Source organism: Mycobacterium sp. shizuoka-1, assembly GCF_002723835.1.
Taxonomy (GTDB): Bacteria; Actinomycetota; Actinomycetes; order Mycobacteriales; family Mycobacteriaceae; genus Mycobacterium.
In genome coordinates, this window is sequence record NZ_BEWG01000031.1 from 109,637 (window position 1) to 133,750 (window position 24,114).

General features: G+C 69.1%; 22 protein-coding genes. 14 read left to right on the forward strand and 8 right to left on the reverse strand.

Annotation, left to right across the window (positions count from 1 at the left end; genetic code table 11):
- Positions 1-134 precede the first annotated feature (134 nt).
- Positions 135-626 carry a transglycosylase family protein gene (locus MSZK_RS11010; protein WP_099247661.1) on the forward strand — a complete coding sequence of 164 codons (492 nt, stop codon included), beginning with the start codon at positions 135-137 and terminating at the stop codon, positions 624-626.
- Between the two features lie 34 nt (positions 627-660).
- Here the strand turns inward: MSZK_RS11010 and MSZK_RS11015 are convergent, their stop codons facing one another.
- Entirely contained in the window at positions 661-1,827 is a 1,167-nt protein-coding gene (locus MSZK_RS11015) for an FAD-dependent oxidoreductase (RefSeq protein ID WP_099247663.1), read from the reverse strand.
- A 22-nt stretch (positions 1,828-1,849) separates the two neighbouring features.
- Between MSZK_RS11015 and MSZK_RS11020 the strand changes: the two genes are divergently transcribed.
- From MSZK_RS11020 to proB, 12 genes are all read left to right on the forward strand, one after another.
- Positions 1,850-3,832 carry a S9 family peptidase gene (locus tag MSZK_RS11020; protein ID WP_099247665.1) on the forward strand — a complete coding sequence of 661 codons (1,983 nt, stop codon included), beginning with the start codon at positions 1,850-1,852 and terminating at the stop codon, positions 3,830-3,832.
- 24 nt (positions 3,833-3,856) lie between these two features.
- Positions 3,857-5,116, forward strand: a complete 1,260-nt coding sequence (locus MSZK_RS11025) for a trans-acting enoyl reductase family protein (RefSeq protein WP_099247747.1) — start codon at positions 3,857-3,859, stop codon at positions 5,114-5,116.
- Between the two features lie 46 nt (positions 5,117-5,162).
- On the forward strand, positions 5,163-5,756 hold the full coding sequence (locus tag MSZK_RS11030; RefSeq protein ID WP_099247749.1) for a DUF937 domain-containing protein: 594 nt from the start codon (positions 5,163-5,165) through the stop codon (positions 5,754-5,756).
- A 62-nt stretch (positions 5,757-5,818) separates the two neighbouring features.
- Complete coding sequence (locus tag MSZK_RS11035) at positions 5,819-8,470, forward strand: valine--tRNA ligase (protein WP_099247667.1); 2,652 nt, start codon at positions 5,819-5,821, stop codon at positions 8,468-8,470.
- 73 nt (positions 8,471-8,543) lie between these two features.
- Entirely contained in the window at positions 8,544-9,980 is a 1,437-nt protein-coding gene (locus MSZK_RS11040; RefSeq protein ID WP_199203287.1) for a folylpolyglutamate synthase/dihydrofolate synthase family protein, read from the forward strand.
- Positions 9,977-10,390: a DUF4233 domain-containing protein gene (locus MSZK_RS11045; RefSeq protein ID WP_099247671.1), complete on the forward strand. Its 414-nt coding sequence runs from the start codon at positions 9,977-9,979 to the stop codon at positions 10,388-10,390. The genes MSZK_RS11040 and MSZK_RS11045 overlap by 4 nt, the downstream gene beginning before the upstream one ends.
- Before the next feature lie 70 nt (positions 10,391-10,460).
- Positions 10,461-10,871: a nucleoside-diphosphate kinase gene (ndk, locus tag MSZK_RS11050; protein WP_099247673.1), complete on the forward strand. Its 411-nt coding sequence runs from the start codon at positions 10,461-10,463 to the stop codon at positions 10,869-10,871.
- Positions 10,872-11,155: 284 nt separating this feature from the next.
- Positions 11,156-14,086 carry an Rne/Rng family ribonuclease gene (locus MSZK_RS11055; RefSeq protein ID WP_099247675.1) on the forward strand — a complete coding sequence of 977 codons (2,931 nt, stop codon included), beginning with the start codon at positions 11,156-11,158 and terminating at the stop codon, positions 14,084-14,086.
- Between the two features lie 156 nt (positions 14,087-14,242).
- On the forward strand, positions 14,243-14,554 hold the full coding sequence (gene rplU / locus MSZK_RS11060) for a 50S ribosomal protein L21 (RefSeq protein ID WP_099247677.1): 312 nt from the start codon (positions 14,243-14,245) through the stop codon (positions 14,552-14,554).
- An 18-nt stretch (positions 14,555-14,572) separates the two neighbouring features.
- Positions 14,573-14,836, forward strand: coding sequence for a 50S ribosomal protein L27 (gene rpmA / locus MSZK_RS11065; RefSeq protein WP_099247679.1), 264 nt, complete (start codon positions 14,573-14,575; stop codon positions 14,834-14,836).
- An 86-nt stretch (positions 14,837-14,922) separates the two neighbouring features.
- A complete protein-coding gene (gene obgE / locus MSZK_RS11070) occupies positions 14,923-16,371 on the forward strand; it encodes a GTPase ObgE (protein ID WP_099247681.1) in 1,449 nt (482 codons plus the stop codon).
- Positions 16,372-16,432: 61 nt separating this feature from the next.
- Positions 16,433-17,545 carry a glutamate 5-kinase gene (proB, locus tag MSZK_RS11075; protein ID WP_099247683.1) on the forward strand — a complete coding sequence of 371 codons (1,113 nt, stop codon included), beginning with the start codon at positions 16,433-16,435 and terminating at the stop codon, positions 17,543-17,545.
- 1 nt (position 17,546) lies between these two features.
- On the opposite strand, the gene MSZK_RS11080 is transcribed toward proB, so the two are convergent.
- The 4 genes from MSZK_RS11080 to MSZK_RS11095 form a co-directional block, all read right to left on the reverse strand.
- The gene (locus MSZK_RS11080) at positions 17,547-18,380 is read right to left on the reverse strand and encodes an NAD-dependent protein deacetylase (protein ID WP_099247685.1); all 834 of its coding nucleotides are present in this window, start codon (positions 18,378-18,380) and stop codon (positions 17,547-17,549) included.
- Positions 18,381-18,394: 14 nt separating this feature from the next.
- Positions 18,395-18,985 carry a YdcF family protein gene (locus MSZK_RS11085; protein WP_099247687.1) on the reverse strand — a complete coding sequence of 197 codons (591 nt, stop codon included), beginning with the start codon at positions 18,983-18,985 and terminating at the stop codon, positions 18,395-18,397.
- Positions 18,986-19,061: 76 nt separating this feature from the next.
- Complete coding sequence (locus tag MSZK_RS11090) at positions 19,062-19,262, reverse strand: hypothetical protein (protein ID WP_099247689.1); 201 nt, start codon at positions 19,260-19,262, stop codon at positions 19,062-19,064.
- Positions 19,263-19,505: 243 nt separating this feature from the next.
- Positions 19,506-20,045: a cysteine hydrolase family protein gene (locus MSZK_RS11095; protein WP_099247691.1), complete on the reverse strand. Its 540-nt coding sequence runs from the start codon at positions 20,043-20,045 to the stop codon at positions 19,506-19,508.
- An 89-nt stretch (positions 20,046-20,134) separates the two neighbouring features.
- Between MSZK_RS11095 and MSZK_RS11100 the strand changes: the two genes are divergently transcribed.
- A complete protein-coding gene (locus MSZK_RS11100; protein ID WP_099247693.1) occupies positions 20,135-22,177 on the forward strand; it encodes an NAD(+) synthase in 2,043 nt (680 codons plus the stop codon).
- Here the strand turns inward: MSZK_RS11100 and MSZK_RS33400 are convergent, their stop codons facing one another.
- The 3 genes from MSZK_RS33400 to MSZK_RS11110 all read right to left on the reverse strand — a co-directional run bounded on the left by MSZK_RS33400 (position 22,178) and on the right by MSZK_RS11110 (position 24,103).
- Positions 22,178-22,312, reverse strand: a complete 135-nt coding sequence (locus MSZK_RS33400) for a hypothetical protein (RefSeq protein WP_255414204.1) — start codon at positions 22,310-22,312, stop codon at positions 22,178-22,180.
- Between the two features lie 81 nt (positions 22,313-22,393).
- Positions 22,394-23,215: an enoyl-CoA hydratase/isomerase family protein gene (locus tag MSZK_RS11105; RefSeq protein WP_099247695.1), complete on the reverse strand. Its 822-nt coding sequence runs from the start codon at positions 23,213-23,215 to the stop codon at positions 22,394-22,396.
- 33 nt (positions 23,216-23,248) lie between these two features.
- Positions 23,249-24,103, reverse strand: a complete 855-nt coding sequence (locus MSZK_RS11110; protein WP_099247697.1) for a PfkB family carbohydrate kinase — start codon at positions 24,101-24,103, stop codon at positions 23,249-23,251.
- Between the last annotated feature and the right edge of the window lie 11 nt (positions 24,104-24,114).

The window sequence follows — 24,114 nt, forward strand, 5'->3', positions numbered from 1 at the left end:
CTTATATGTCGGCCAACTTCCTTATCAAATTTCTCAGAGAAACCAATCGACACGCCTGTAACAGGTGCATCACGAGCTGCGATTCATCTCACAGCGGCACACCAGTGCCCCCTTTGTCGGGAAGGGAAACACCAATGAGCACTTTGCGCAGGATCGTCACCCTGGCAGTCATCTCCGGAGCGCTGGCCCTGGCCGGATTCGTTCTGAGCATCGGGAATGCCAGCGCGGACAGCGGCGTCAACTGGGACGCGGTCGCGCAGTGCGAGTCCGGCGGCAACTGGGCCGCCAACACCGGCAACGGGTTCTCGGGTGGTCTGCAGTTCAAGCAGGCGACCTGGACCGCCAACGGCGGCGTCGGCGCCCCGCACCAGGCCACCCGCGAGGAACAGATCCGGGTCGCCGAGAACGTCGCCCGCAAGCAGGGCATGGGCGCGTGGCCGTCCTGCGGCCAGGCGGCCGGCACCCCGGCCTTCGCCACCCCGGTTTCCGCCGGCGCTCCGGCCGCCGCCCCGGGAGCCTGCGCCAACGTGCTGAGCGGGCCGTTCAAGTCGATCGACTTCAACAAGATGTGCCAGGCCTTCCACGATCCGGGCCGCGCCATCGCCAACGCGCTGGGCCTGCGCTAAGACCGCCAAGACACCGTGACGACGCCCAGTCGGCTCAGGCCGGCTGGGCGTCGTCGCGTGTCGGGAGCCGAAAGGCCGAGCGGGCCGCGATCGACGCCAGATGGCGGGTCACCAGCGATTCCGGTAGCAGCACCGTGGCTCGGCTGGCCAGCGCGCTGAGCGTCGCCCGGCGCAGATTTACCGCCCGGCCGATCAGTCGCGATTCGGCGACGATGCCGCGCACCCGCCGGCGCCGGAACGCGGCGAACGCGGCGAACGCCGTCGGCAGATCGGCACTCAGGTCGACGAACGCCCCCAGCACGGCCGCGTCCTCGAGGGCCTGACAGCCGCCCTGGCCCAGGTGCGGGCGCATCGGATGGGCGGCGTCGCCGACCAACACCACCGGACCCGACGCCCAGTGCCGGGCAGGGTCGCGGTCATAGAGGTCGTTGCGCAGCACCTCGGCGGGCTCGGTCGCGGCGAGAATCGCCGGAATCGGGGCAGCCCACGACCCGAACGTCGCCCGCAGATACCCGAGCTCCTCCTGCGGCGCGCAGGCCCCCTCGGCGGCACGCTCGGTGGCGAACCAGTAGGTCCGGTCGGTGCCCATCGGGACGTGGCCGACCTCGGCCCCCGCTCCCATGGTCTCCCCGGCCAAATCCGGGTCGAGGGAGAACGACGCGACCCCCCGCCACGCCGTGTATCCCGCGTAGCGGTGGGCCAGCGGGCCGTTGAGATGACGGGCCACCACCGACCGGGTGCCGTCGGCGCCGACGACCGCCTCGACATCGCGGGACGACGCGTCCGCCAGGTGCAGTCGCACGCCGGTGGGCGTCGAGCTCAGCCCGCGGACCGCTGTCCCGTCGAGCAGGGTGCCCGCCGGCAATGCGCCGGCCAGGATGTCACGCAGTGCCGCGCGCTGGAGCACCACCAGTGGCTCGCCCAGTGCGGTTACGATCCGCTCGCCGGCAGGCCGGCGCAGCCACCGGCCGTCCCTCCAGCGGATCGCGCCCGCGGTGATCCGCCCGCCCGCGGCGCGCACCTGGTCACCCAGACCGAGATGGTCGAGCGCCGCCAGTGCGTTGGGCCAGATGCTGATGCCCGCACCCGAGCTGGTGTCGGTGCGTTCCTCGATCACGCTGACGCGGTGACCGCGCTGAATCAGCGCCGCGGCGGTGGCCAGCCCGGCGATGCCTGCCCCGACGACTGCGATCTCCGCCATGGGACGACCGTAACGTGAGCTCATGACCTCAGGCCCATTCCACGAGCTCGACGACTACCTTGCCCTGCCGCGGGTATCCGGGCTGGCCGTCTCGGCGGACGGCGCGCGCATCGTCACCACCATCGCCGACCTCAACGCCGGCAAGACCGAATACGTCACCGCGGTCTGGGAACTGGACCCGGCCGGCGTCGCCCCCGCCCGCCGGTTGACCCGCGGCGCCAAGGGCGAGGCCGCACCCGTGTTCACCGCCGACGGGGACCTGTTGTTCACCGCGGTCCGCGCCGCAGAGGACGACGACACGCCGCCGGCCGCGCTGTGGTCACTGCCCGCCGCCGGCGGCGAGGCCGCCAAGGTCGCCGAGCTGCCTGCCGGGATCACCGCCGTGCGGACCGCCCGCGCCGCCGCCGCGGTGGTGATCGGCGCACCGCTGCTACCCTCGGCCGGCACCGTCGACGAGGAACAGCGACTGCGAAAAGTCCGCAAGGACAACAAGATCAGTGCCATCCTGCACACCTGCTACCCGGTGCGGCACTGGGACAAGGATCTGGGTCCCGGTCAGACCCATCTGTTCCGGGTCGGCGCCGGCGGTGACCTCACCGACGTCACCAGTCATCCCGGGGCGGGGCTGGGCGATGCCGACTTCGCGGTCAGCCCGGACGGCACCTTCGCCGTCGCCACCTGGCGGGTACCTGCTCCGCGCGCGGCGCTGCGGTCGGTGCTGGTGCGGATCGACCTGAGCACCGGCGAGCGCCGCGTGATCGCCGAGGACCCGGCCGCCGATCTGGAACATCCGGCCATCTCGCCGGACGGCACGAGCATCGCGTTCACCAGGGAGTCCGTCTCGACACCACAGCAGGCGCCGCGAATCACGCTGTGCCACCTCAGCTTGGATTCGGGGAAGTGGGCGCAGCTGGCGGCCTCGTGGGACCGCTGGCCAGCTTCGGTGACCTGGACCCACGACGGCTCCGCACTGCTGGTCACCGCCGACGACCACGGTCGCCGGCCGATCTTCGAGGTCGGTCTCGACGGCGACGTCCGACCGGTGACCGCCGACGACTTCAGCTACAGCGACGTCGTCGGCGCGCCGGGCGGCGTCATCTTCGCGCTGCGCAGCTCGTATGCCGCGCCGCCCCACCCGGTGCGCATCGACCCGTCCGCCGAGGTGACGGTCTTGCCCTGCGTGGAATTGCCGACGCTGCCAGGCGAACTCACCGACCTCGTCGCGACCGCTGCCGACGGGACAACGGTGCGGTCTTGGCTCGTGCTGCCGCAAACGGACCGGCCTGCGCCGCTGCTGCTGTGGATCCACGGCGGACCCTTGGGCAGCTGGAACGTGTGGTCGTGGCGCTGGAATCCGTGGCTGATGGCCGCGCGCGGTTACGCCGTTCTGCTGCCCGATCCGGCGCTGTCCACCGGCTACGGACAGGACTTCATCCAACGAGGGTGGGGCGCCTGGGGCGGCCCGCCGTACGACGACCTGATGTCCGCGGTCGACGCGGCGGTCGACGACCCGCGCATCGACGAAACGCGAACCGCGGCGATGGGCGGCTCGTTCGGCGGCTACATGGCCAACTGGGTGGCCGGCCACACCGACCGCTTCGCGGCGATCGTCACCCACGCCAGCCTGTGGGCGCTCGACCAGTTCGGGCCGACCACCGACGGCGCCTACTACTGGGCGCGCGAGATGACACCGGCTATGGCACAAGCCAATTCGCCGCACCGCTTCGTCGAGCACATCACGACTCCGATGCTGGTGATCCACGGCGACAAGGACTACCGCGTGCCGATCGGCGAGGCACTGCGGCTGTGGTACGAGCTGCTGACCTCCTCAGGCCTGCCCGCCGCCGACGACGGCACGTCGGCACACCGATTCCTGTACTTCCCGTCCGAGAATCACTGGGTGCTGGCGCCACAGCACGCCAAGATCTGGTACCAGGTGGTCACGGCGTTCCTCGCCGAGCACGTGCTGGGCGAACCGGCGCAGTTCCCCGAGACCCTGGGCTGAATCACCCCCGGTATGTTGGCGCTCATGACGGCAGCGCAGCGGGAATTCGACATCGTCGTATACGGGGCCACTGGATTCGTCGGCAAGCTCACCGCCGAGTACCTGGCCCGGGCCGGCGGTGGTGCCCGGGTGGCGCTGGCCGGCCGTTCCCCGGACAAGCTGCTGGCGGTGCGCGAATCGCTCGGCGAGGCTGCGCAGTCCTGGCCGATCCTGACCGCGGATGCCGCGTCCCCGTCGTCGCTGGCCGACATGGCGGCGCGGACCCGCGTCGTCATCACCACGGTCGGGCCCTACAGCCGATACGGGCTGCCACTGGTGGCCGCGTGCGCGGCGGCCGGCACCGACTACGCCGACCTCACCGGGGAGGCGATGTTCGTTCGGCAGAGCATCGACGACTATCACAAGCAGGCCGTCGACACCGGGGCGCGCATCGTGCATGCCTGCGGATTCGATTCCATCCCTTCGGATATGAGCGTGTTCGCGCTCTACCGGCGCGCCCAGCACGACGGTGCGGGCGAACTCGGTGACACCGACTTCGTGTTGCGCGGATTCGCCGGTGGGGTGTCGGGCGGCACGGTCGCCTCCATGATCGAGGTGTTCCGAGCCTCCTCCAATGACCCCAACACCCGGCGGATGCTGGAGGATCCCTACACGCTGACGCAGGACCGGGCCGTCGAACCGGAACTCGGCCCGCAACCGGACCTGCCGTGGCGGCGCGGCAGCAATATCGCACCCGAGCTGGCCGGAGTCTGGACCACGGGTTTCGCGATGGCGATGTACAACACCCGGATCGTCCGGCGTAGCAACGCGCTGCTCAACTACGCCTACGGCCGCCGGTTCCGCTACGCGGAGAACATGAGTGTCGGCTCGTCGGCCGCCGCCCCGGTGGTGTCGGCGGTGGCGACCGCGGCGAACAATGGTTTCGTCGCGCTGGGCAGCCGGTTCTTCCGGGTGCTGCCGCGACGGCTGGTCGAACGCATCGCGCCCAAACCGGGCACCGGACCCAGCGAGCAGACCCGCGACCGCGGCTACTACCGCGCCGAGACCTACACGACCACCACGACCGGTGCGCGCTACCTGGCCACCATCGCCCAGCAGGGCGATCCCGGCTACAAAGCCACCTCGGTGATGCTCGGCGAGTGCGGTCTGGCGCTGGCGCTCGACCGCGACAAGTTGTCCGATCTGCGCGGTGTGCTCACCCCTGCGGCCGCGATGGGCGACGCGCTGCTCGACCGGTTTCCCGCTGCGGAGATTTCCCTGCAGACCGTTCGACTCGACGGCTAGTCTTCGGCTGGAAGTTGCACATCCAGCAAAGAAGGTGGACGTCACCATGGCCGGTCTCGACGAGCTTTACAGCCAGATTCCCGTGGCGGACATCGCCAGCAGGTTGGGCGCCCCCGAAGGGGAGGTCAACCAGGCGATTCAGACCTTGGTGCCCACCCTGGTCGGCAGCATCCAGCACAACGTCGCCTCCGCCGACATCGACTCCAGCACGCTGGAATCGGACATCGCCGCCGAGGCCGGCAGCGGCCTGCTCGACGGTGGCGTGAACGTCGACCAGGTCGACACGGGTGCGGGTGAGCAGTTCGTCGCACGGATCTTCGGCGGCAACGACACCAACCAGGTGGCCTCGGCGCTGGCCGGTTCCGGCGCCGGTGGCGGCGACCTGATCAAGAAGTTGCTGCCGATCCTGATCCCGATCGTGCTGGCCTACCTGGGCAAGCAGGCGGCGTCGGGCTCCGCTGCGGGTGGTGGCTCCGGCGGTGGACTCGGCGATGTGCTCGGCAGCATCCTCGGCAGCGCCGGGGGCGGGTCCGGCGGCAGCGAGAACCCGCTGGGCAGCATCCTGGGCAATGTGCTCGGCGGGAAACAAGGCGGGGCGATCGGCGACATCCTGGGCGGCCTGCTGGGTGGGAAGAAGTAGCGCGCCCAGGCGGCGCGCAGGTCGCCCGTCGGGCCGGCCGTGCGCGTTCCTAGACTTGTCGGGTGACCACCACTGACGACTCTCGCGCCGACGCCCTGCCCAAGTCGTGGGACCCGGGGGCGGTAGAGACGCAGATCTATCAGGGCTGGGTCGACGCCGGCTACTTCACGGCCGACGCCGCGAGCGGTAAGCCCGCGTATTCGATCGTGCTGCCGCCCCCGAACGTCACGGGCAGCCTGCACATGGGACATGCGCTCGACCACACCCTGATGGACGCGCTGACCCGGCGTAAGCGGATGCAGGGCTACGAGGTGCTGTGGTTGCCGGGGATGGATCACGCCGGCATCGCCACCCAGAGTGTCGTCGAAAAGCAGCTCGCTGCCGACGGCAAGACCAAGGAGGACTTCGGCCGCGAGCTGTTCGTCCAGAAGGTGTGGGACTGGAAGCGGGAATCCGGCGGCACGATCGGCGGTCAGATGCGCCGCCTCGGCGACGGCGTGGACTGGAGCCGGGACCGCTTCACCATGGACGAGGGCCTGTCCCGCGCGGTGCGCACGATCTTCAAGCGGCTCTACGACGCCGGGCTGATCTACCAGGCCGAGCGGCTGGTGAACTGGTCGCCGGTCCTCGAAACCGCGATCAGCGACCTCGAAGTCAAGTACGAGGACATCGAGGGCGAACTGGTGTCGTTCCGGTACGGGTCTCTCGACGACTCGCAACCCCATCTGGTGGTGGCCACCACCCGCATCGAGACCATGCTCGGTGACACCGCGATCGCCGTGCACCCCGACGACGACCGCTACCGGCATCTGGTCGGCACCTCCCTGCCGCACCCGTTCCTGGACCGGGAGATCGTGATCGTCGCCGACACGCACGTCGACCCGGAATTCGGCACCGGTGCGGTCAAAGTCACGCCGGCTCACGACCCCAACGACTTCGAGATCGGCCTGAGGCACAACCTGGCGATGCCGACGATCATGGATACCAAGGGTCGAATCGCCGACACCGGAACGCAATTCGATGGACTCGACCGGTTCGAGGCCCGCGTCAAGGTGCGCGAGGCGCTGGCCGCCGAGGGGCGCATCGTCGCCGAGAAGCGTCCCTACCTGCACAGCGTCGGACACTCCGAGCGCAGTGGCGAGCCGATCGAGCCTCGGCTGAGCTTGCAGTGGTGGGTCAAAGTGGAGTCGATGGCGAAGGCCGCAGGTGACGCGGTGCGGGGCGGCGACATCGTGATCCACCCGAAGAGCCTGGAGCCGCGGTGGTTCGCGTGGGTCGACGACATGCACGACTGGTGCATCTCGCGCCAGCTGTGGTGGGGTCATCGCATCCCGATCTGGCATGGCCCGGACGGCCAGAAGGTCTGCGTCGGACCCGACGACACCCCGCCGGAAGGCTGGGAGCAGGACCCCGACGTGCTCGACACCTGGTTCTCGTCGGCGTTGTGGCCGTTCTCCACCATGGGCTGGCCTGACCGCACGCCCGAGCTGGAGAAGTTCTATCCGACAAGCGTTCTGGTGACCGGCTACGACATCCTGTTCTTCTGGGTGGCGCGCATGGTGATGTTCGGCACGTTCGTCTCGGGTGACGAGACGATCACCCTGGATGGCGCCCGCGGGCCGCAGGTGCCGTTCGAGAACGTCTTCCTGCACGGCCTGATCCGCGACGAGCACGGCCGCAAGATGAGCAAGTCCCGCGGCAACGGCATCGATCCGCTGGACTGGGTGGAACTGTTCGGTGCCGACGCGCTGCGGTTCACCCTCGCCCGCGGCGCGAGCCCGGGCGGCGACCTGTCGATCGGTGAAGACCACGCGCGTGCCTCCCGCAACTTCGCGACCAAGCTGTTCAACGCCACCAGGTTCGCGCTGATGAACGGCGCAGCGCCCGCACCGCTGCCCGATCATGCCGAGCTCACCGATGCCGACCGCTGGATCCTGGGCCGCTTGGAAGAGGTTCGCGCCGAGGTGGATTCCGCGCTCGACGGTTACGAGTTCAGCCGGGCCTGCGAGTCGCTGTACCACTTCGCCTGGGACGAATTCTGCGACTGGTACCTGGAGCTGGCCAAAGTGCAGCTGGCCGAGGGGGTTTCGCACACCACTGCGGTGCTGGCCGCGGTACTGGACACCTTGCTCAAGGTGTTGCATCCGGTGATGCCGTTCGTCACCGAGACGTTGTGGAAGGCGCTCACGGGTCAGGAGTCGCTGGTCGTCGCCGAGTGGCCCACCGCGTCGGGGATCACCCTCGACCCTGTTGCTGCGGGGCGCATCAGCGATGTGCAGAAGCTGGTGACCGAGATCCGCCGGTTCCGCAGCGATCAAGGCCTGGCCGACCGGCAGAAGGTGCCTGCCCGGCTGTCGGGTCTGGATCAGGCGGGCCTGGCCGGTCAGGTTGCTCCGGTGACCGCGCTGGCGTGGCTGACCAGTGCCGGTGCGGATTTCAGTCCGAGCGCGCACATCGAGGTGCGGCTCTCCGGCGGCACCGTCAACGTGGAGGTGGATACCTCGGGCACCGTCGACGTCGCCGCCGAACGTCGTCGCCTGGAGAAGGACTTGGCCGCGGCGAACAAGGAATTGGCAGGCACCACAGCCAAACTCGACAACGACGCATTCCTGGCCAAGGCGCCCGACGATGTCGTCGCCAAGATCCGCGGCCGCCAGCAGCTGGCCCGCGAGGAAGTCGAGCGGATCACCGCGCGACTGGCTGCGCTGGCATGACGGTGCCGAGCTGGGCTCGAGTGAGCACTGAGGTAGCAAGAGTCGCCGAAATCTCGTCCTGGACGCTCACTCAATGGTCGGGGGGACTGGCATGACCCTGGAACCGCCCACGCCCGACGAGATCGCCGCGTTGCTGCAGGTGGAGCATCTGCTCGATCAACGCTGGCCGGAAACCAAGCTGGAGCCCAGTACGGCGCGGATCGCCGCGCTGATGGAGATGCTGGGCTCTCCGCAGCGCAGTTATCCGTGCATCCACATCGCGGGCACCAACGGCAAGACGTCGGTGGCGCGGATGGTCGACGCGCTGCTGACCGCATTCAGCCGCCGCACCGGGCGCACCACCAGCCCGCACCTGCAATCCGCCGTCGAACGCATCGCCATCGACAATCAGCCGCTCACCCCGGCCCGCTACGTCGAGGTCTACCGCGAGATCGAACCGTTCGTTCAGTTGGTCGACGCTCAATCCCAAGCCGGAGAGCTGGGGCCGCCCGGCCCGGCGATGAGCAAGTTCGAGGTGCTCACCGCGATGGCGTTCGCCGCGTTCGCCGACGCGCCCGTCGACATCGCCGTCGTCGAAGTCGGGATGGGCGGGCGCTGGGACGCCACCAACGTCGTCGATGCGCCGGTCGCGGTGATCACCCCGATCGGCATCGACCACGCCGAGTATCTCGGCGACACCATCGCCGAGATCGCCGCCGAGAAGGCCGGCATCATCTCCGCGCCGCGCGGCGACCTGGTCCAGACCGACACCGTTGCGGTCATCGCACGCCAAGCCCCCGAGGCGATGGAAGTGCTTCTGGCCCAAGCTGTTCGATCCGACGCGGCGGTGGCGCGAGAAGATTCCGAATTCGCCGTCCTCGGCCGCCAGGTCGCTGTCGGAGGACAGCTGCTGACCCTGCAAGGCCTCGGCGGGGTGTACTCCGACATCTTCTTGCCGCTGCACGGCGAGCATCAGGCCCACAACGCGGTCGTCGCGCTGGCCGCGGTGGAGGCATTCTTCGGCGCCGGAGCCGACCGGCAGCTCGACGTCGACATCGTGCGGGCCGGCTTCGCCGCGGCGGCCAGTCCGGGACGACTCGAGCGGATGCGCAGCGCGCCGACGGTGTTCATCGACGCCGCCCACAACCCCGCGGGCGCGGCCGCGCTGGCCGTCGCCCTGGCGGAGGAGTTCGACTTCCGGTACCTCGTGGGGGTGCTGTCGGTGATGGGCGACAAGGACGTCACCGGCATCCTCACCGCGTTGGAACCGGCATTCGACCAGGTGGTGGTGACGCACAACGGTTCGCCTCGTGCCATGGAGGTCGACGTCCTCGCGGCGCGCGCCGAAGAGATCTTCGGACCGGACCGGGTGCTGCGCGCCGACACGCTGCCCGACGCCATCGAAACCGCCACCGCGCTGGTCGAGGACTCCGCCGAATCCGACGGGTTCACCGGGGCCGGGATCGTCATCACCGGTTCGGTGGTGACCGCGGGGGCGGCCCGCACCCTGTTCGGGAAGGACCCGCAATGAGTGACGACCCCGACCCCGACGTCGGCGGTCCGACGGTTCCGCCGGACCCGTGGAAGAGTTTCCGCGGCGTGATGGCCGGCACCCTGATCCTCGAGGCGATCGTGGTGCTGTTGGCGCTGCCGGTGGTCAGCATGGTCGGCGGGGGACTCACCGCGTGGTCGACGGCGTATCTGGTCGGTTTCGCGGTGTTCTTGGTGCTGCTGGCCGGCATCCAGGGCCGGCCGTGGGCCATCTGGGTCAATCTGGGGGTGCAGGCCATCCTGGTCGCGGGCTTCGCGGTGTACCCGGCCGTCGGGGTCGTCGGGCTGCTGTTCGTGGTGGTGTGGGGCGTGATCGCCTACCTGCGCGCCGAAGTGCTGCGCAGGCAGCGTCGTGGCCTGTTGCCCGGCCAGCAGCAACCACCCGGCTGACAGGTACGCTGTGCGCCGTGCCTGCGCCGGTGACGATGCAGAGCGAAGCGATGAGGAGGAGCGGCGCGAAATGACGGAGCGCACCCTGGTTCTGATCAAGCCCGACGGCGTCCAGCGCGGCGTGGTCGGCGAGATCATCAGCCGGATCGAACGTAAAGGCCTGACCATCGCCGCCCTGGAGCTCAAGCAGGTCAGCGACGAGTTGGCCCGCGCGCACTACGCCGAGCACGACGGCAAGCCGTTCTTCGACTCGCTGCTGGAGTTCATCACCTCGGCCCCGGTGGTGGCGGCGATCCTGGAGGGCCCGCGCGCCATCGCGGCGTTTCGGCAGCTCGCCGGCGGCACCGATCCGGTGGAGAAGGCCACGCCGGGCACCATCCGCGGCGATTTCGGCCTGGAGACACAGTTCAACCTCGTGCACGGCTCGGACTCCCCGGAGTCGGCCGAACGCGAGATCGGCCTCTGGTTTCCCGGGCTCTGACGCCGCTTCCCGCGCCACTTCGTCCGAATCGGGTCTGCGGTGTGGGATACTAGTCGCGGATGTGCCCATAAAGCGCATTCGGATGAAGACTTACGACGTGCGCGACCACCGCGTTGGTGAGGCGCCGACCGTCACAGCCGTCATTCAGCCAGGCACCGAATGAGTTCCCAGCGGACAGTTCGGAGCGAGACCAAAACAAGCCCGGGGGAACTAACCCGGGCACATAGCGGAAGCCCTCGCGTGGCCGCGTCGATGTGACGCGCCCGGGGGCTTGAGGAGAATACGTGGCCGACGATGACCTCTATCAGGATCTACCCGAAGTTGAGCCCCAGCTGCAGCTGGAACCCCCGGCGGCAGCCGCAGGTGAAGACCTGCCTGACCGCCTGAGGGTGCACTCGCTGGCACGGGTGCTCGGCACCACCAGCCGGCGCGTCCTGGACGCTCTCAGCGAGCTCGACGGCCGCACCCGCAGCCCGCACTCCAGCGTGGATCGCACCGACGCGGTGCGGGTCCGCGATGTCCTGGCTGCCAGTGCGGAGCCCAGTACCGACGAGACCCCGGCGGTCGAGCTGGCCGCGCCCGAGGTGCTCGACGCCGCTGAGGCGCCCGACGTCGACGAGGCGACCGACGCCGTCGAGGCGTCCGAGGAGCCCGAGTCGCGGCTGATCCTGGAGACCACGACGATCGAGACCATCGAGCAGTCGGCGTACATGCCGCTGTTCGTCGCGCCTCAGCCGGTCGAGGTGGAGCGACGCGTCACCCGCGCCGACACCACTGACGACGACGAGGACGACGACGAGGACGAAGACGACGAGTCGGCCGCCGACGGCGACCAGACCGAACGGCCCGCCAACCGGCGCCGCCGCCGCGGTCGCCGCGGCCGCGGTCGCGGTCGCGGCGAGCAGGGCGGCCCCGACGGCGAGGACGGCGAGCGCCCGGAAGGTGCCGAGGAAACCGCCGAGGCGGGCGAAACCGGCGAGGAGTCCGAGGGCGACGACGAGGACGGCGACGAGGAGTCCGGCACCGGTGAGGCCGCGACCCGGCGTCGGCGTCGGCGTCGACGCCGCAAGTCCGGCGGCGGTGGCGAGGACGCCGAGGGGGGCTCGGCAGACGACCCGCCGAACACCGTCGTGCACGAGCGCGCTCCACGCAAAGAGAAAGACCGGGACTCCAACGAGATCCAAGGCATCAGCGGCTCGACCCGGCTGGAAGCCAAGCGTCAGCGCCGCCGCGACGGCCGCGACGCCGGCCGCCGGCGTCCGCCGATCCTGTCCGAAGCCGAATTCCTGGCCCGTCGCGAAGCCGTCGAACGAGTCATGGTGGTGCGGGACAAGATCCGCACCGAGCCGCCGCACGAGGGGGCGCGCTACACGCAGATCGCCGTCATGGAGGACGGGGTCGTCGTCGAGCACTTCGTCACCTCGGCCGCCTCGGCCTCGCTGGTCGGCAACATCTATCTCGGAATCGTGCAGAACGTGCTGCCGTCGATGGAGGCGGCCTTCGTCGACATCGGCCGCGGCCGCAACGGTGTGCTCTACGCCGGCGAGGTGAACTGGGAGGCTGCCGGTCTCGGCGGTGCCCAGCGCAAGATTGAGCAGGCCCTCAAGCCCGGTGACTACGTCGTGGTCCAGGTCAGCAAGGATCCCGTCGGCCACAAGGGTGCGCGTCTGACCACCCAGGTGTCGCTGGCCGGCCGCTACCTGGTCTATGTGCCGGGAGCCTCGTCGACCGGTATCAGCCGCAAGCTGCCCGACACCGAACGTCAGCGGCTCAAGGAGATCCTGCGCGACGTGGTGCCCGACGACGCCGGGGTGATCATCCGGACGGCGTCGGAAGGCGTCAAGGAAGACGACATCCGCGGTGACGTCACCCGGCTGCAGGAGCGCTGGAACAAGATCGCCGAGGAAGCCGAGCGGGTCAAGGGCAACAAGGCCGGTGCCGCCGTCGCGCTCTACGAAGAGCCCGATGTGTTGGTCAAGGTGATCCGCGACCTCTTCAACGAGGACTTCTCCGGGTTGATCGTCTCCGGCGACAACGCCTGGGAGACCATCCACGACTACGTCAGTTCGGTTGCGCCCGATCTGGTTTCGAAGCTGACCAAGTACGACCCGCCGGGTGGCCCCGACGGTCCGGACGTGTTCGCCGTGCATCGGATCGACGAGCAGCTGGCCAAGGCGCTGGACCGCAAGGTGTGGCTGCCCTCGGGCGGCACGCTGGTGATCGACCGCACCGAGGCGATGACCGTCGTCGACGTCAACACCGGAAAGTTCACCGGTGCGGGCGGCAACCTCGAGCAGACGGTCACCAAGAACAACCTCGAGGCTGCCGAGGAGATCGTGCGGCAGCTGCGGCTGCGCGATATCGGCGGCATCGTGGTGATCGACTTCATCGACATGGTGCTGGAGTCCAACCGCGACCTGGTGTTGCGGCGGCTGACCGAGGCGCTCGGTCGCGACCGCACCCGTCATCAGGTGTCAGAGGTGACGTCGCTGGGCTTGGTGCAGCTCACCCGCAAGCGGCTGGGCACCGGGCTGGTGGAGGCTTTCTCGACCACCTGCACGCACTGCAACGGGCGCGGCATCGTGCTGCACGCCGACCCTGTGGACACCACGCAAGCCGCCGGACGCAAGACCGAATCGGGCGGCGCCGGCGGTGGGCGGCGCGGCAAGCGGGGCAAACGCGGCCGCGTCGAAGAAGCGGCGCCTGTGGCGAAGGTGCCCGCGCACACCGGCGAGCATCCGATGTTCAAGGCGATGGCCGCCGCCAACGGCAAACACGAGGACGACGAGGCCGAGGAAGAGCTGGCCGACGAACTCGAGCGGGAGTCGATCGAGGAGACCGACGAGGCCGACATCGCCGACACCGATACCGGCGACCAGGTCGACGACGAGGATCTGGACGAAACCGACGAGGCCGACGACCTGGACGAGGACGACTCGGACGAGGAGTCGGACGATTCGGACGACGATGAGATCGACGTCGACCTCGACGAAGACGACGAAGATCTCGACGAGGACACCCTCGACGTCGACGAAGACGACGAGGATGACGACGACGAGGAAGACGAAGACGACGACGAGGACGACGACGAGGACGACGCCGAATCCGACGGATATCACCTCGACCAGCCGGTCGTGACCGCGGCGCCGGTGGCGCCTGCCGGTCGGCACCGGCGCCGGTCGGCGGCACGTCCGGCCGGACCACCGACGTCCTAGAGTGGCGGTTTGACCCTCCCGGTGCTGGTCACGTAACCTTGAGCAGTTGTCGCCAGGCGTCCGACGCCGGTGGCAGCGGGCTCAAGATCCCGCACCCCAAGACCCGCGCACGCAGCTTCGGTTAGCGCGCGCCCGCAGAGCAAGGCAGAGGAAACGATGGCGACGTACGCAATCGTCAAGACCGGCGGCAAGCAGTACAAGGTCGCCGTTGGAGACATAGTCAAGGTCGAGAAGCTCGAGGTCGAGGCCGGCGGTTCCGTCTCGTTGCCCGTCGCCCTGGTCGTCGACGGCGCCAAGGTCACCACGGACGCGGCCGACCTGGCCAAGGTCGCGGTCACCGGCGAGGTGCTGGAGCACACCAAGGGCCCGAAGATCCGCATCCACAAGTTCAAGAACAAGACCGGCTACCACAAGCGGCAGGGCCACCGTCAGCCGCTGACGGTGCTCAAGGTCACCGGAATCAAGTAGTCGAGGGAGCGAACTGACATGGCACACAAAAAGGGCGCTTCCAGCTCGCGCAACGGTCGCGAATCAGCCGCCCAGCGGCTCGGCGTCAAGCGTTTCGGCGGCCAGCTCGTCAAGGCCGGCGAGATCCTCGTCCGCCAGCGTGGCACCCACTTCCACCCCGGCGTGAACGTCGGGCGCGGCGGTGACGACACCCTGTTCGCCACGGCCCCCGGCCAGGTGGAGTTCGGCGTCAAGCGCGGGCGCAAGACCGTCAACATCGTCAGCGCCGCGCGACCGGAGTAGGTCTCGATCGCGAGTGTGAATCCACTGCGAGGTCGAGACCGATAACTCGCACCAGGTTCGCACTCGGCGATTGAAAGGACTCTCCGATGCCCCGTTTTGTCGACCGCGTCGTCATCCATACCCGCGCCGGTAACGGCGGGAACGGCTGCGCCTCGGTGCACCGGGAGAAGTTCAAGCCGCTCGGCGGACCCGACGGCGGGAACGGCGGAGGCGGCGGTAGCGTCGTCCTGATCGTCGATCCGCAGGTGCACACCCTGCTCGACTTCCACTTCCACCCTCATGTCGCGGCACCGTCGGGCAAGCAGGGGATGGGCAACAACCGCGACGGCGCCAACGGCGCCGACCTCGAGGTGAAAGTGCCCGACGGCACCGTCGTCCTGGACGCCGACGGTCGGCTGCTGGCCGATCTGGTCGGCGCGGGCACGCGTTTCGTGGCCGCCGAGGGTGGCCGCGGCGGGCTCGGCAACGCGGCGCTGGCGTCGCGGGCCCGCAAGGCTCCCGGTTTCGCGCTGCTCGGTGAGAAGGGTGAGGAACGCGAGCTCACCCTGGAGCTCAAGACGGTCGCCGACGTCGGGCTGATCGGCTTCCCGTCGGCCGGGAAATCCTCACTGGTGTCGGCGATCTCGGCGGCCAAACCCAAGATCGCGGACTACCCGTTCACCACACTGGTGCCCAATCTCGGGGTGGTCTCGGCGGGGGAGCACACCTTCACCGTCGCCGACGTCCCCGGGCTGATCCCCGGTGCCTCCGAAGGCCGTGGGCTCGGCCTGGATTTCCTGCGCCACATCGAACGCTGCGCGCTGCTGGTCCATGTGGTCGACTGCGCCACCCTGGAACCCGACCGCGACCCGATCTCCGACATCGACGCGCTGGAAGCCGAACTCGCCGCGTATCGACCTACCCTGCAGGGTGATTCGACTCTGGGTGACCTGGCCGACCGACCGCGGGCGGTGGTGCTCAACAAGATCGACGTCCCCGAGGCCCGAGAGCTGGCCGACTTCGTCCGGCCCGATATCGAGGCGCGCGGCTGGCCGGTGTTCGAAGTGTCCACCGTGAGCCGAGAGGGCTTGCGGGAGCTGACCTTCGCGCTGTGGGAGATGGTGGCCGCCTATCAGGCCGCGCAGCCCGAGGTGGTGCCGCGGCGCCCGGTGATCCGGCCGATTCCGGTGGACCAGACCGGGTTCACCGTGGAGCCCGACCCGGACCACTCCGGCGGTTTCATCGTGCGTGGTGTCCGGCCGGAACGCTGGATTGCGCAGACCAACTTCGACAACGACGAGGCGGTCGGCTATCTCGGCGACCGGCTGGCCCGGCTCGGGGTGGAGGACGAACTGATCAAGCGGGGCGCCAAACCCGGCTGCGCGGTCACCATCGGCGACATGACCTTCGACTGGGAGCCGCAGACCCCCGCGGGTGTCGACGTCATGCCGACCGGTCGCGGCACCGACGCCCGACTGGAGCGCAACGACCGCATCGGGGCGGCCGAGCGCAAGGAAGCCCGCCGCCAGCGTCGGGAGCACGAGGACCAGGCGTGAGCGACGCTTGCGGAGCGAACCGACAGGTGGCACGCGACGGCCGAGCCTGCGAGGACGGCGCGTGAGCGAATACCGCGACGCGGTGCGCACCGCGCGCAGTGTCGTCGTCAAGATCGGTACCACCGCGCTGACCACCAAATCGGGACTGTTCGACGCGGGCCGGCTGGACAAGCTCGTCGACGCCATCGAGGCGCGGATGGCGGCCGGTTCCGATGTCGTCATCGTGTCCTCGGGCGCGATCGCCGCGGGCATCGAGCCGCTGGGTCTGACGCGGCGGCCCACTGATCTGGCCACCAAGCAGGCCGCGGCCAGTGTCGGGCAGGTGGCGTTGGTGAACACCTGGAGCGCGGCGTTCGCCCGCTACCACCGCACGGTCGGGCAGGTCCTGCTGACCGCGCACGACATCTCGCAACGTGTCCAGCACACCAATGCCCAGCGCACCCTGAACCGGCTGCGGGCCCTGCACGCGGTGGCGATCGTCAACGAGAACGACACCGTGGCCACCAACGAGATTCGCTTCGGGGACAACGACCGGCTCTCGGCGCTGGTCGCCCATCTGGTGGGCGCCGATGCGCTGATCCTGCTCTCCGACATCGACGGTCTCTACGACGGCGACCCTCGCAAGGCGTCCGAGGACAATCCGGCCCGGTTCATCCCCGAGGTCGCCGGGCCCGACGATCTCGACGGGGTGACCGCAGGGCAGGGCAGCCGGCTGGGCACCGGCGGCATGCGCTCCAAGCTGTCCTCGGCGCTGCTGGCCGCCGACGCCGGGGTTCCGGTGTTGCTGGCGGCAGCGGCCGACGCCGGCGCCGCGCTCAGCGATGCGTCGGTGGGCACGGTGTTCGCCCCCCGCCCGGACCGGATGTCGGCCCGCCGGTTCTGGGTTCGCTATGCCGCCGAGGCCGCCGGGGTCCTGACGTTGGACGCGGGTGCGGTGCGTGCGGTGGTCAAGCAGCGGCGTTCGCTGCTTCCGGCCGGGATCACCGCGGTGACCGGCCGGTTCTTCGGTGGCGATGTCGTCGAACTGCGGGATCTGGACGGCCAGATGGTCGCCCGCGGGGTGGTCGCCTACGACGCCGCCGAACTGGCGACCACGATCGGGCGGTCCACCTCGGAATTGCCTGCGGACATGCGCCGTCCTGCCGTGCACGCCGACGACCTGGTCGCGGTGTAGATCAGGCCGACATCGGCGCAGCCAGTTCGTCGGCCAGTAGCGCCAGCATCGGCGAACAGCCGCTGTCCACTTTTACGGTGGCCAGATCGTCACCACGAGTGGCGCCCCGGTTGACGATCGCGATCGGTATGCCCAGTGCGGCGGCGTGCCGCACGAACCGGTAGCCGGAGAACACCGTCAGCGACGAGCCGGCAACCAGCAGCGCGTCGGACTCGTCGACGAGCGAAAATGCTTGGGCAACAATCTCTTTGCGGACACTTTCGCCGAAATAGACGATGTCGGGCTTGAGCATCCCGTCGCACGCCGGGCAGTCGATGAAGCGGAAGGACTCGGTGTCGGTGACGACGGCGTCGGCGTCGGGAGCCACCGCGATGCCGCCGAGCCGCTCCGCACGCTCGGCGAAACCCGGGTTGGCCGCCTCCAGTTCGTCGGCAAGTGCCGCGCGCGACATGGTGTGCCCGCAGTCCAGGCACACCACGCACGCGTAGGTGCCGTGCAGGTTGACGACGTTGCGGCTGCCCGCCTTCGTGTGCAGCAGGTCGACGTTCTGCGTGATCACGCCGCTGACCACCCCGACGCGCTCCAGATGGGCCAGCGCGCGGTGTCCGGCATTGGGCAGGGTCTGGGCCATGTGCCGCCAGCCCAGGTGATTGCGCGCCCAGTACCGCTGCCGGAACGCCCGGCTCGAGGTGAACTGGCGAATCGTCATCGGGTTGGCCGGCGGGGAGTCCGGTCCGCGATAGTCGGGGATACCCGAATCGGTGGAGATCCCGGCGCCGGTGAGCACCGCGACGCGCCGGCCCGCCAACACCGCGACGAGTTCGGGACTTTCCACCTGCTCCAGAGTAATCAGCCGAAGTCGGTGAGCGGGCTGAGCATGTCCCGCGCGAACTGGGTGACGTTCATCGTCGGATTCCCGTCCGGATAGCTCATCGTGGCCAGCAGATTGGCGCCGGCGTCGACGAAATCGCCGTCGGCCCGGCCCTGATGGGTCGTCGAGGTCACCAGGATGATCCCCGAGGTGCCAGCCTGCTTGGCCAGCGGCACCGAGAACTGCGCATTCTGCACGGTGCTGTTGGCCTTGTCCTCGACGATGATCCGGTTGTCGGGAAAGCCCAGCAACAGCAGCATCCGGCGCATCTGCGCGGCTTCGGTCACCCCGTTGCGCGGGTTACCGCCGGTGACGATGATCGGCGACTGCGGGAACATCTGGGCCACCGCCAGCCCGGTCAGCACGCGGCGCCGCAGGATCATCCGCATCGAACCGTCGGGGAGCAGGCCGTAGCCCAGCACGACGATTGCCGGTTTGGAGAAGTCCTTGGTGGCCGGCGCGGGTACCGGTGCCGGGGCGGCCTGCGCGGTGACGGTCCCGAGGTCGCCCAGCAGTGCGGCGAGCACCAGGACCAGGGCGGCGCAGGCGGCCTTGCATCGACGTCGCACGTATCCTCCGACCCGGTGTGAAATTGCTGTAGGCGTAATCGCGCCGCGCTGCGTGGGTGTTACGGCGCCGCCGGCCTCACAGCCGTTCCATGGCGCGGGCCATCGCGGCGTGTTCCAGAAAGTCGTAGTGCACCGGCGTGCCGCGGCGCCGCTGGGGCCGCGCCGCGCGGGCCGCGCGGCGAGCGGCGATCCACCGCGCGAACGGCCGCGGACGCGGCGGTGCCGCGGCGATCGCGGCGGCGGTCAACAACTTCACTTCGTGTTCGGTGATCAGCACGGTCGGCCGGGTATCAACGACGCGCGACGGTGGCTGGTGGGCTGGAGCGTGTACTGACAACATCGTGGATCCCCCGATCTCCTCGGCCTGCGGAGCGCAGGCCGCTCTATCGGGAAAACTACGACTGGGAACAGCGGAACGAACGCGTAGGGGCGTACTCGAAAGGCGGCCCAGTGCTACGCAAAAGCCTTGAGTGCCAACACTTGTGCGGCCGCCTGCAGGAGCAGAACAGTGTGACCTGGCTCACCTGAGGCACTGAGCGGCGGTGACGATCTCGGCGCTCATGTTGCGTTCCATCATCGCCAGCGCGGCCGCGCCGAGCTCGGCATCGATGTGTGCCACCGCGTCTTCGGGCACCGTCACCGAGTAGTGGCGGACGTAGGCATCCAGTGCGCTGTAGAGGATGCACTGCTCGGTGACCTGACCGGTCAGGATCACCCGTTCGACGTCGAGCCGGCTCAGCAGGTAGTCCAGCGGCGTGGCGTAGAACGCGCTGTGGCGCACTTTCGTCATCAGCCGGCAGCCCTTCTCCGGCGCGATCGGACGCACCAGATCCGGACGGGCTCCGGTCAGGGCGGCATTGACGATGTCGCTGGGCTCGGCGGTGAAGTCGCCGTAGTTGTCGTTCACATAGATCAGCTCGACGTCGTCGCCGTCCCGGGCCCGGCCGATGAGCTCGGCGAGCGGCTCGACGATGTCGGCGACATTGTCGGACAGCATGTCGGCGTCGGGATGACGGTAAGCGTTGAGCATGTCCACCACCAGCAGCGCGGTATCGGCCATGAGGGCGGGGTTACCCGTTCGGCGGCGACAGACACGCCTGTCGGGCGGGTTCGCGTTTCCACCGAGAAGGCGACGGGCAACAATGGGGCATGGATTTCTACTCCGCCTACCGGCACGGCTTCGTGCGGCTGGCCGCCTGCACCCACCGCACGGTGCTGGCGGATCCGGCCGCCAACGCCGCCTCGGTGTTGCGGATCGCCCGGGAGTGTGACGACGACAGCGTCGCCGTGGCGGTGTTTCCTGAGCTCACGTTGTCGGGCTATTCCATCGAGGACATCCTGTTGCAGGATTCCCTGCTCGATGCCGTCGAGGACGCCGTGCTGGACATCGTCGCGGCATCCGCCGACCTGTTTCCCGTGCTGGTGGTCGGCGCGCCGCTGCGCTACCTGCATCGCATCTACAACACCGCGGTGGTGATCCATCGCGGCGTGGTGCTCGGTGTGGTGCCCAAGTCCTACCTCCCGACCTATCGGGAGTTCTACGAACGACGCCAGGTGGCGCCCGGTGATGACATCCACGGCACGATCCGTATCGGTGACGCGGACGTGCCGTTCGGTCCGGACCTGCTGTTCGCCGCCGACGATGTCGCCGGATTGGTGCTGCACGTCGAAATCTGCGAGGACATGTTCGTTCCGGTACCGCCGAGCGCGCAGGCCGCGCTGGCGGGCGCGACGGTGCTGGCGAATCTTTCGGGCAGTCCGATCACGATCGGCCGTGCCGAGGACCGCGCGCTGCTGGCCCGCTCGGCATCCGCGCGTTGTCTGGCGGCCTATGTCTACGCCGCGGCAGGCGAGGGGGAGTCCAGCACCGACCTGGCCTGGGACGGGCAGACCATGATCTACGAGAACGGCCGCCTGCTGGCCGAATCCGAGCGGTTCCCGAGGGGGGAGCGCCGCTCGGTGGCCGATGTCGATCTGGACTTGCTGCGTGCCGAGCGGCTGCGGATGGGCACGTTCGACGACAATCGCCGTCACCACCAGGACGGGCTTTCGTCGTTCCGGCGCATCGGTTTTCGGCTCGACCCGCCCGGTGGCGACATCGGTCTGCTGCGGGAGGTGGAACGCTTCCCGTTCGTCCCGAGCGATCCGGCACGGCTGGAACAGGATTGCTACGAGGGCTACAACATCCAGGTGGCCGGGCTCGAGCAGCGCATGCGGGCACTCGACTATCCCAAGCTCGTGATCGGCGTCTCCGGCGGATTGGACTCGACGCATGCGCTCATCGTCGCCGCGCATGCGATGGATCGAGAAGGCCGGCCGCGCAGCGACATTCTGGCCTTCACGCTGCCCGGCTTCGCCACCGGCGATCGCACCAAGAACAACGCCGTCAAGCTCTCCCTGGCACTCGGTGTCACCTTCGCCGAACTCGACATCAGGGCGACCGCCAACCTGATGCTGACCGAGATGGACCATCCGTTCTCCCGGGGAGAGAAGGTCTACGATGTCACCTTCGAGAACGTGCAGGCCGGTTTGCGCACCGATTACCTGTTCCGGCTCGCCAATCAGCGCGGCGGCATCGTGCTGGGCACCGGCGACCTTTCCGAGCTGGGACTGGGCTGGTCGACCTACGGAGTCGGCGACCAGATGTCGCACTACAACGTCAATGGCGGGGTGCCGAAAACCCTGATCCAGCACCTCATTCGGTGGGTCATCTCCTCGGGCCAGTTCGACGACGAAGTCGGCGAGATCTTGCAGTCGGTGCTCGACACCGAGATCACCCCCGAACTGGTGCCCACCGGCGAGGACGAAGAGATCCAGAGCAGCGAAGCCAAGGTGGGCCCCTACTCGCTACAGGACTTCTCCCTGTTCCACGTGCTGCGATACGGCTTTCGGCCGTCCAAGATCGCGTTCCTGGCCTGGCATGCCTGGAGCGATCCCGACAGCGGCAACTGGCCGCCCGGTTTTCCGGAAGGCCAGCGACCGGCCTACTCGCTCAAGGAGATCCGGCACTGGCTGCAGGTTTTCGCGCAGCGGTACTACTCGTTCAGCCAGTTCAAGCGTTCGGCACTGCCCAACGGGCCCAAGGTGTCTCACGGTGGTTCGCTGTCGCCCCGGGGGGATTGGCGGGCGCCGTCGGACATGTCGGCGCGAATCTGGCTGGCCGAGATCGAACGCGAGATCCCCGAAGACTGATCAGCGGCGTCGCGACCTGCGGTGGATCAGCTCGGCGAGACCGCCGACGGCCGCGCCGGCCAGGACTCCCACGGTCGACCACCACCACTGTCCGGTCGACGCCGCCACGGTCACCCCCAGAACGAGTCCGATCATCAAGGGAACGTAGAGGCGGCTGGGACTGGAACGGGTTGACTGTTCGCGTGTCATCCAACCCAGGCTACGTTCGCGAGGCGGCTACAACCTGCCGTCGATGCGCAGGGCCGGGTGCACCCAGTTCGGGGAGCGTCGTTCCTTGAACGCCAGGAAGCCCTCGATGGACTCCGGTGCGCCGAGACTGGCCTGCATGCCGATGCGGTCGTAGAGCCCGATGTAGTTGTCCAGACTGGACTTGATCACCGAGCGGGCGTGTGGCGCGGTGCGGCAGCACTGGGCCAGGACGTCGCGCGCGGCATCGTGCAGATCGTCGTGGGCCACCACCCGCGCCACCAGGCCCCAGTCCAGCGCTTCCGCGGCGGTCAGCGTGCGGCCGGTGAACATCAGGTCTCGGGTCCGGACCGGGCCGATCAGGCGGGCGAGCATGTGGCTGTAGTAGGTGTCGGCGATGCCGCGGTAGAGCTCCGGCACGCGGAACGTCGCACGGTCGCTGACCACCGCCATGTCGGCGCACAGCGCGATCTGCATGCCGCCGCCCTGGCACAGCCCGTTGACGGCGGCCACCACCGGCTTGGCCGACTGCCGCAGGGTGTCGAACGGCAGCGCATCCATACCCAGCGCGGAGCCGAAGGTCAGCCAGTTGTCCACCCCGCCGCCGCCCATGTCACCGCCGGGGGCGAACACGTCACCGGTACCGGTGATCAGCAGTCCGGCCAGGTCCGGATCGCGGCCGACGTGGGTGACCGCGTACTTGATGCCGAAATACATCGCCGGGGTCATCGCGTTGCGCGCCTCGGGGCGGTCCAGGACGCACACCCCGAAGGCGCCTTCCCGGGTGAACCTCAGATACGGGGTGCCCAGCCAGTCGCCGTCGGGCGGCCGCGGAGCGTCGTCGTGTGTCATCGCGTGCACACTATCGCCCCAACCGTAGGGCGTTCAGTACCGGGTGAGAGCGTCGTCGATCGCCTCGCGGACGGGCGCGCAGTCGCCGGCGCCGGGCACCAGCGTCGCCAGTGCTCCCGCCGCGGCGGCACGCCGCAGGGCCCGCTGATGACCCGACGCCCACTCCGCGGCCAGCACACCGGCGAACACGTCGCCGGCGCCGGTGGTGTCGATCGCCTCCACGGCGGGTGATGGCACGTCGACGGCGCCGTGCGGGCCCCGGTACGAGGCGCCATGCGCACCCCGGGTCACCACCACATGCGTGGTGGGCCAATCCCAGTGCGCCTCTTCGGTTTCGTTGAGAATCACCACGTCGGTGAGGGCGGCGAGCTCGCTCAGACCGGGATCGCTGCTGACCGGGGACGCGTTGACGATCACCGTCGCGCCCACCGCGCGGGCCTCACGCGCAGCCGCCACCACCGTCGCGATCGGCACCTCCAACTGTGCGAGCAACACCTCGCAGTCGGCGATCGCCGCCCTGGCGGCGGCCGAGGCCATGCTGAGATGGCCGTTGGCGCCCGCAGCGACGACGATCGTGTTCTCGCCGCGGTCGTCCACCACGATCACCGCGCTGCCGCTGGGGGCCGACGATTCTTCCAGGCCGTCCAGCCCGACGCCGTTGGCTGCGAGGTGCGCGCGTAAACCGGTACCCGCCGGATCGGTGCCGACCGCCCCGACGAACTGCACGTCAGCACCGGCGCGGGCTGCGGCAACGGCCTGATTGCCGCCTTTTCCGCCGGGTTCGGTGCGGTGCGAGGACGACAGCACCGTCTCGCCGGGACGCGGCAGCACCGCCACCGAGAAGAACTGATCGACATTGACACTGCCGACGACGCAGACCCGGGCCACGTCGCCACGTT

Coding starts and splice junctions, on each gene's coding strand:
- MSZK_RS11010 (WP_099247661.1), top strand. CDS start 135: ATGAGCACTTTGCGCAGGATCGTCACCCTGGCAGTCATCTCCGGAGCG.
- MSZK_RS11015 (WP_099247663.1), bottom strand. CDS start 1,827: ATGGCGGAGATCGCAGTCGTCGGGGCAGGCATCGCCGGGCTGGCCACC.
- MSZK_RS11020 (WP_099247665.1), top strand. CDS start 1,850: ATGACCTCAGGCCCATTCCACGAGCTCGACGACTACCTTGCCCTGCCG.
- MSZK_RS11025 (WP_099247747.1), top strand. CDS start 3,857: ATGACGGCAGCGCAGCGGGAATTCGACATCGTCGTATACGGGGCCACT.
- MSZK_RS11030 (WP_099247749.1), top strand. CDS start 5,163: ATGGCCGGTCTCGACGAGCTTTACAGCCAGATTCCCGTGGCGGACATC.
- MSZK_RS11040 (WP_199203287.1), top strand. CDS start 8,544: ATGGTCGGGGGGACTGGCATGACCCTGGAACCGCCCACGCCCGACGAG.
- MSZK_RS11045 (WP_099247671.1), top strand. CDS start 9,977: ATGAGTGACGACCCCGACCCCGACGTCGGCGGTCCGACGGTTCCGCCG.
- ndk (WP_099247673.1), top strand. CDS start 10,461: ATGACGGAGCGCACCCTGGTTCTGATCAAGCCCGACGGCGTCCAGCGC.
- rplU (WP_099247677.1), top strand. CDS start 14,243: ATGGCGACGTACGCAATCGTCAAGACCGGCGGCAAGCAGTACAAGGTC.
- rpmA (WP_099247679.1), top strand. CDS start 14,573: ATGGCACACAAAAAGGGCGCTTCCAGCTCGCGCAACGGTCGCGAATCA.
- obgE (WP_099247681.1), top strand. CDS start 14,923: ATGCCCCGTTTTGTCGACCGCGTCGTCATCCATACCCGCGCCGGTAAC.
- MSZK_RS11095 (WP_099247691.1), bottom strand. CDS start 20,045: ATGGCCGATACCGCGCTGCTGGTGGTGGACATGCTCAACGCTTACCGT.
- MSZK_RS11100 (WP_099247693.1), top strand. CDS start 20,135: ATGGATTTCTACTCCGCCTACCGGCACGGCTTCGTGCGGCTGGCCGCC.
- MSZK_RS33400 (WP_255414204.1), bottom strand. CDS start 22,312: ATGATCGGACTCGTTCTGGGGGTGACCGTGGCGGCGTCGACCGGACAG.
- MSZK_RS11105 (WP_099247695.1), bottom strand. CDS start 23,215: ATGACACACGACGACGCTCCGCGGCCGCCCGACGGCGACTGGCTGGGC.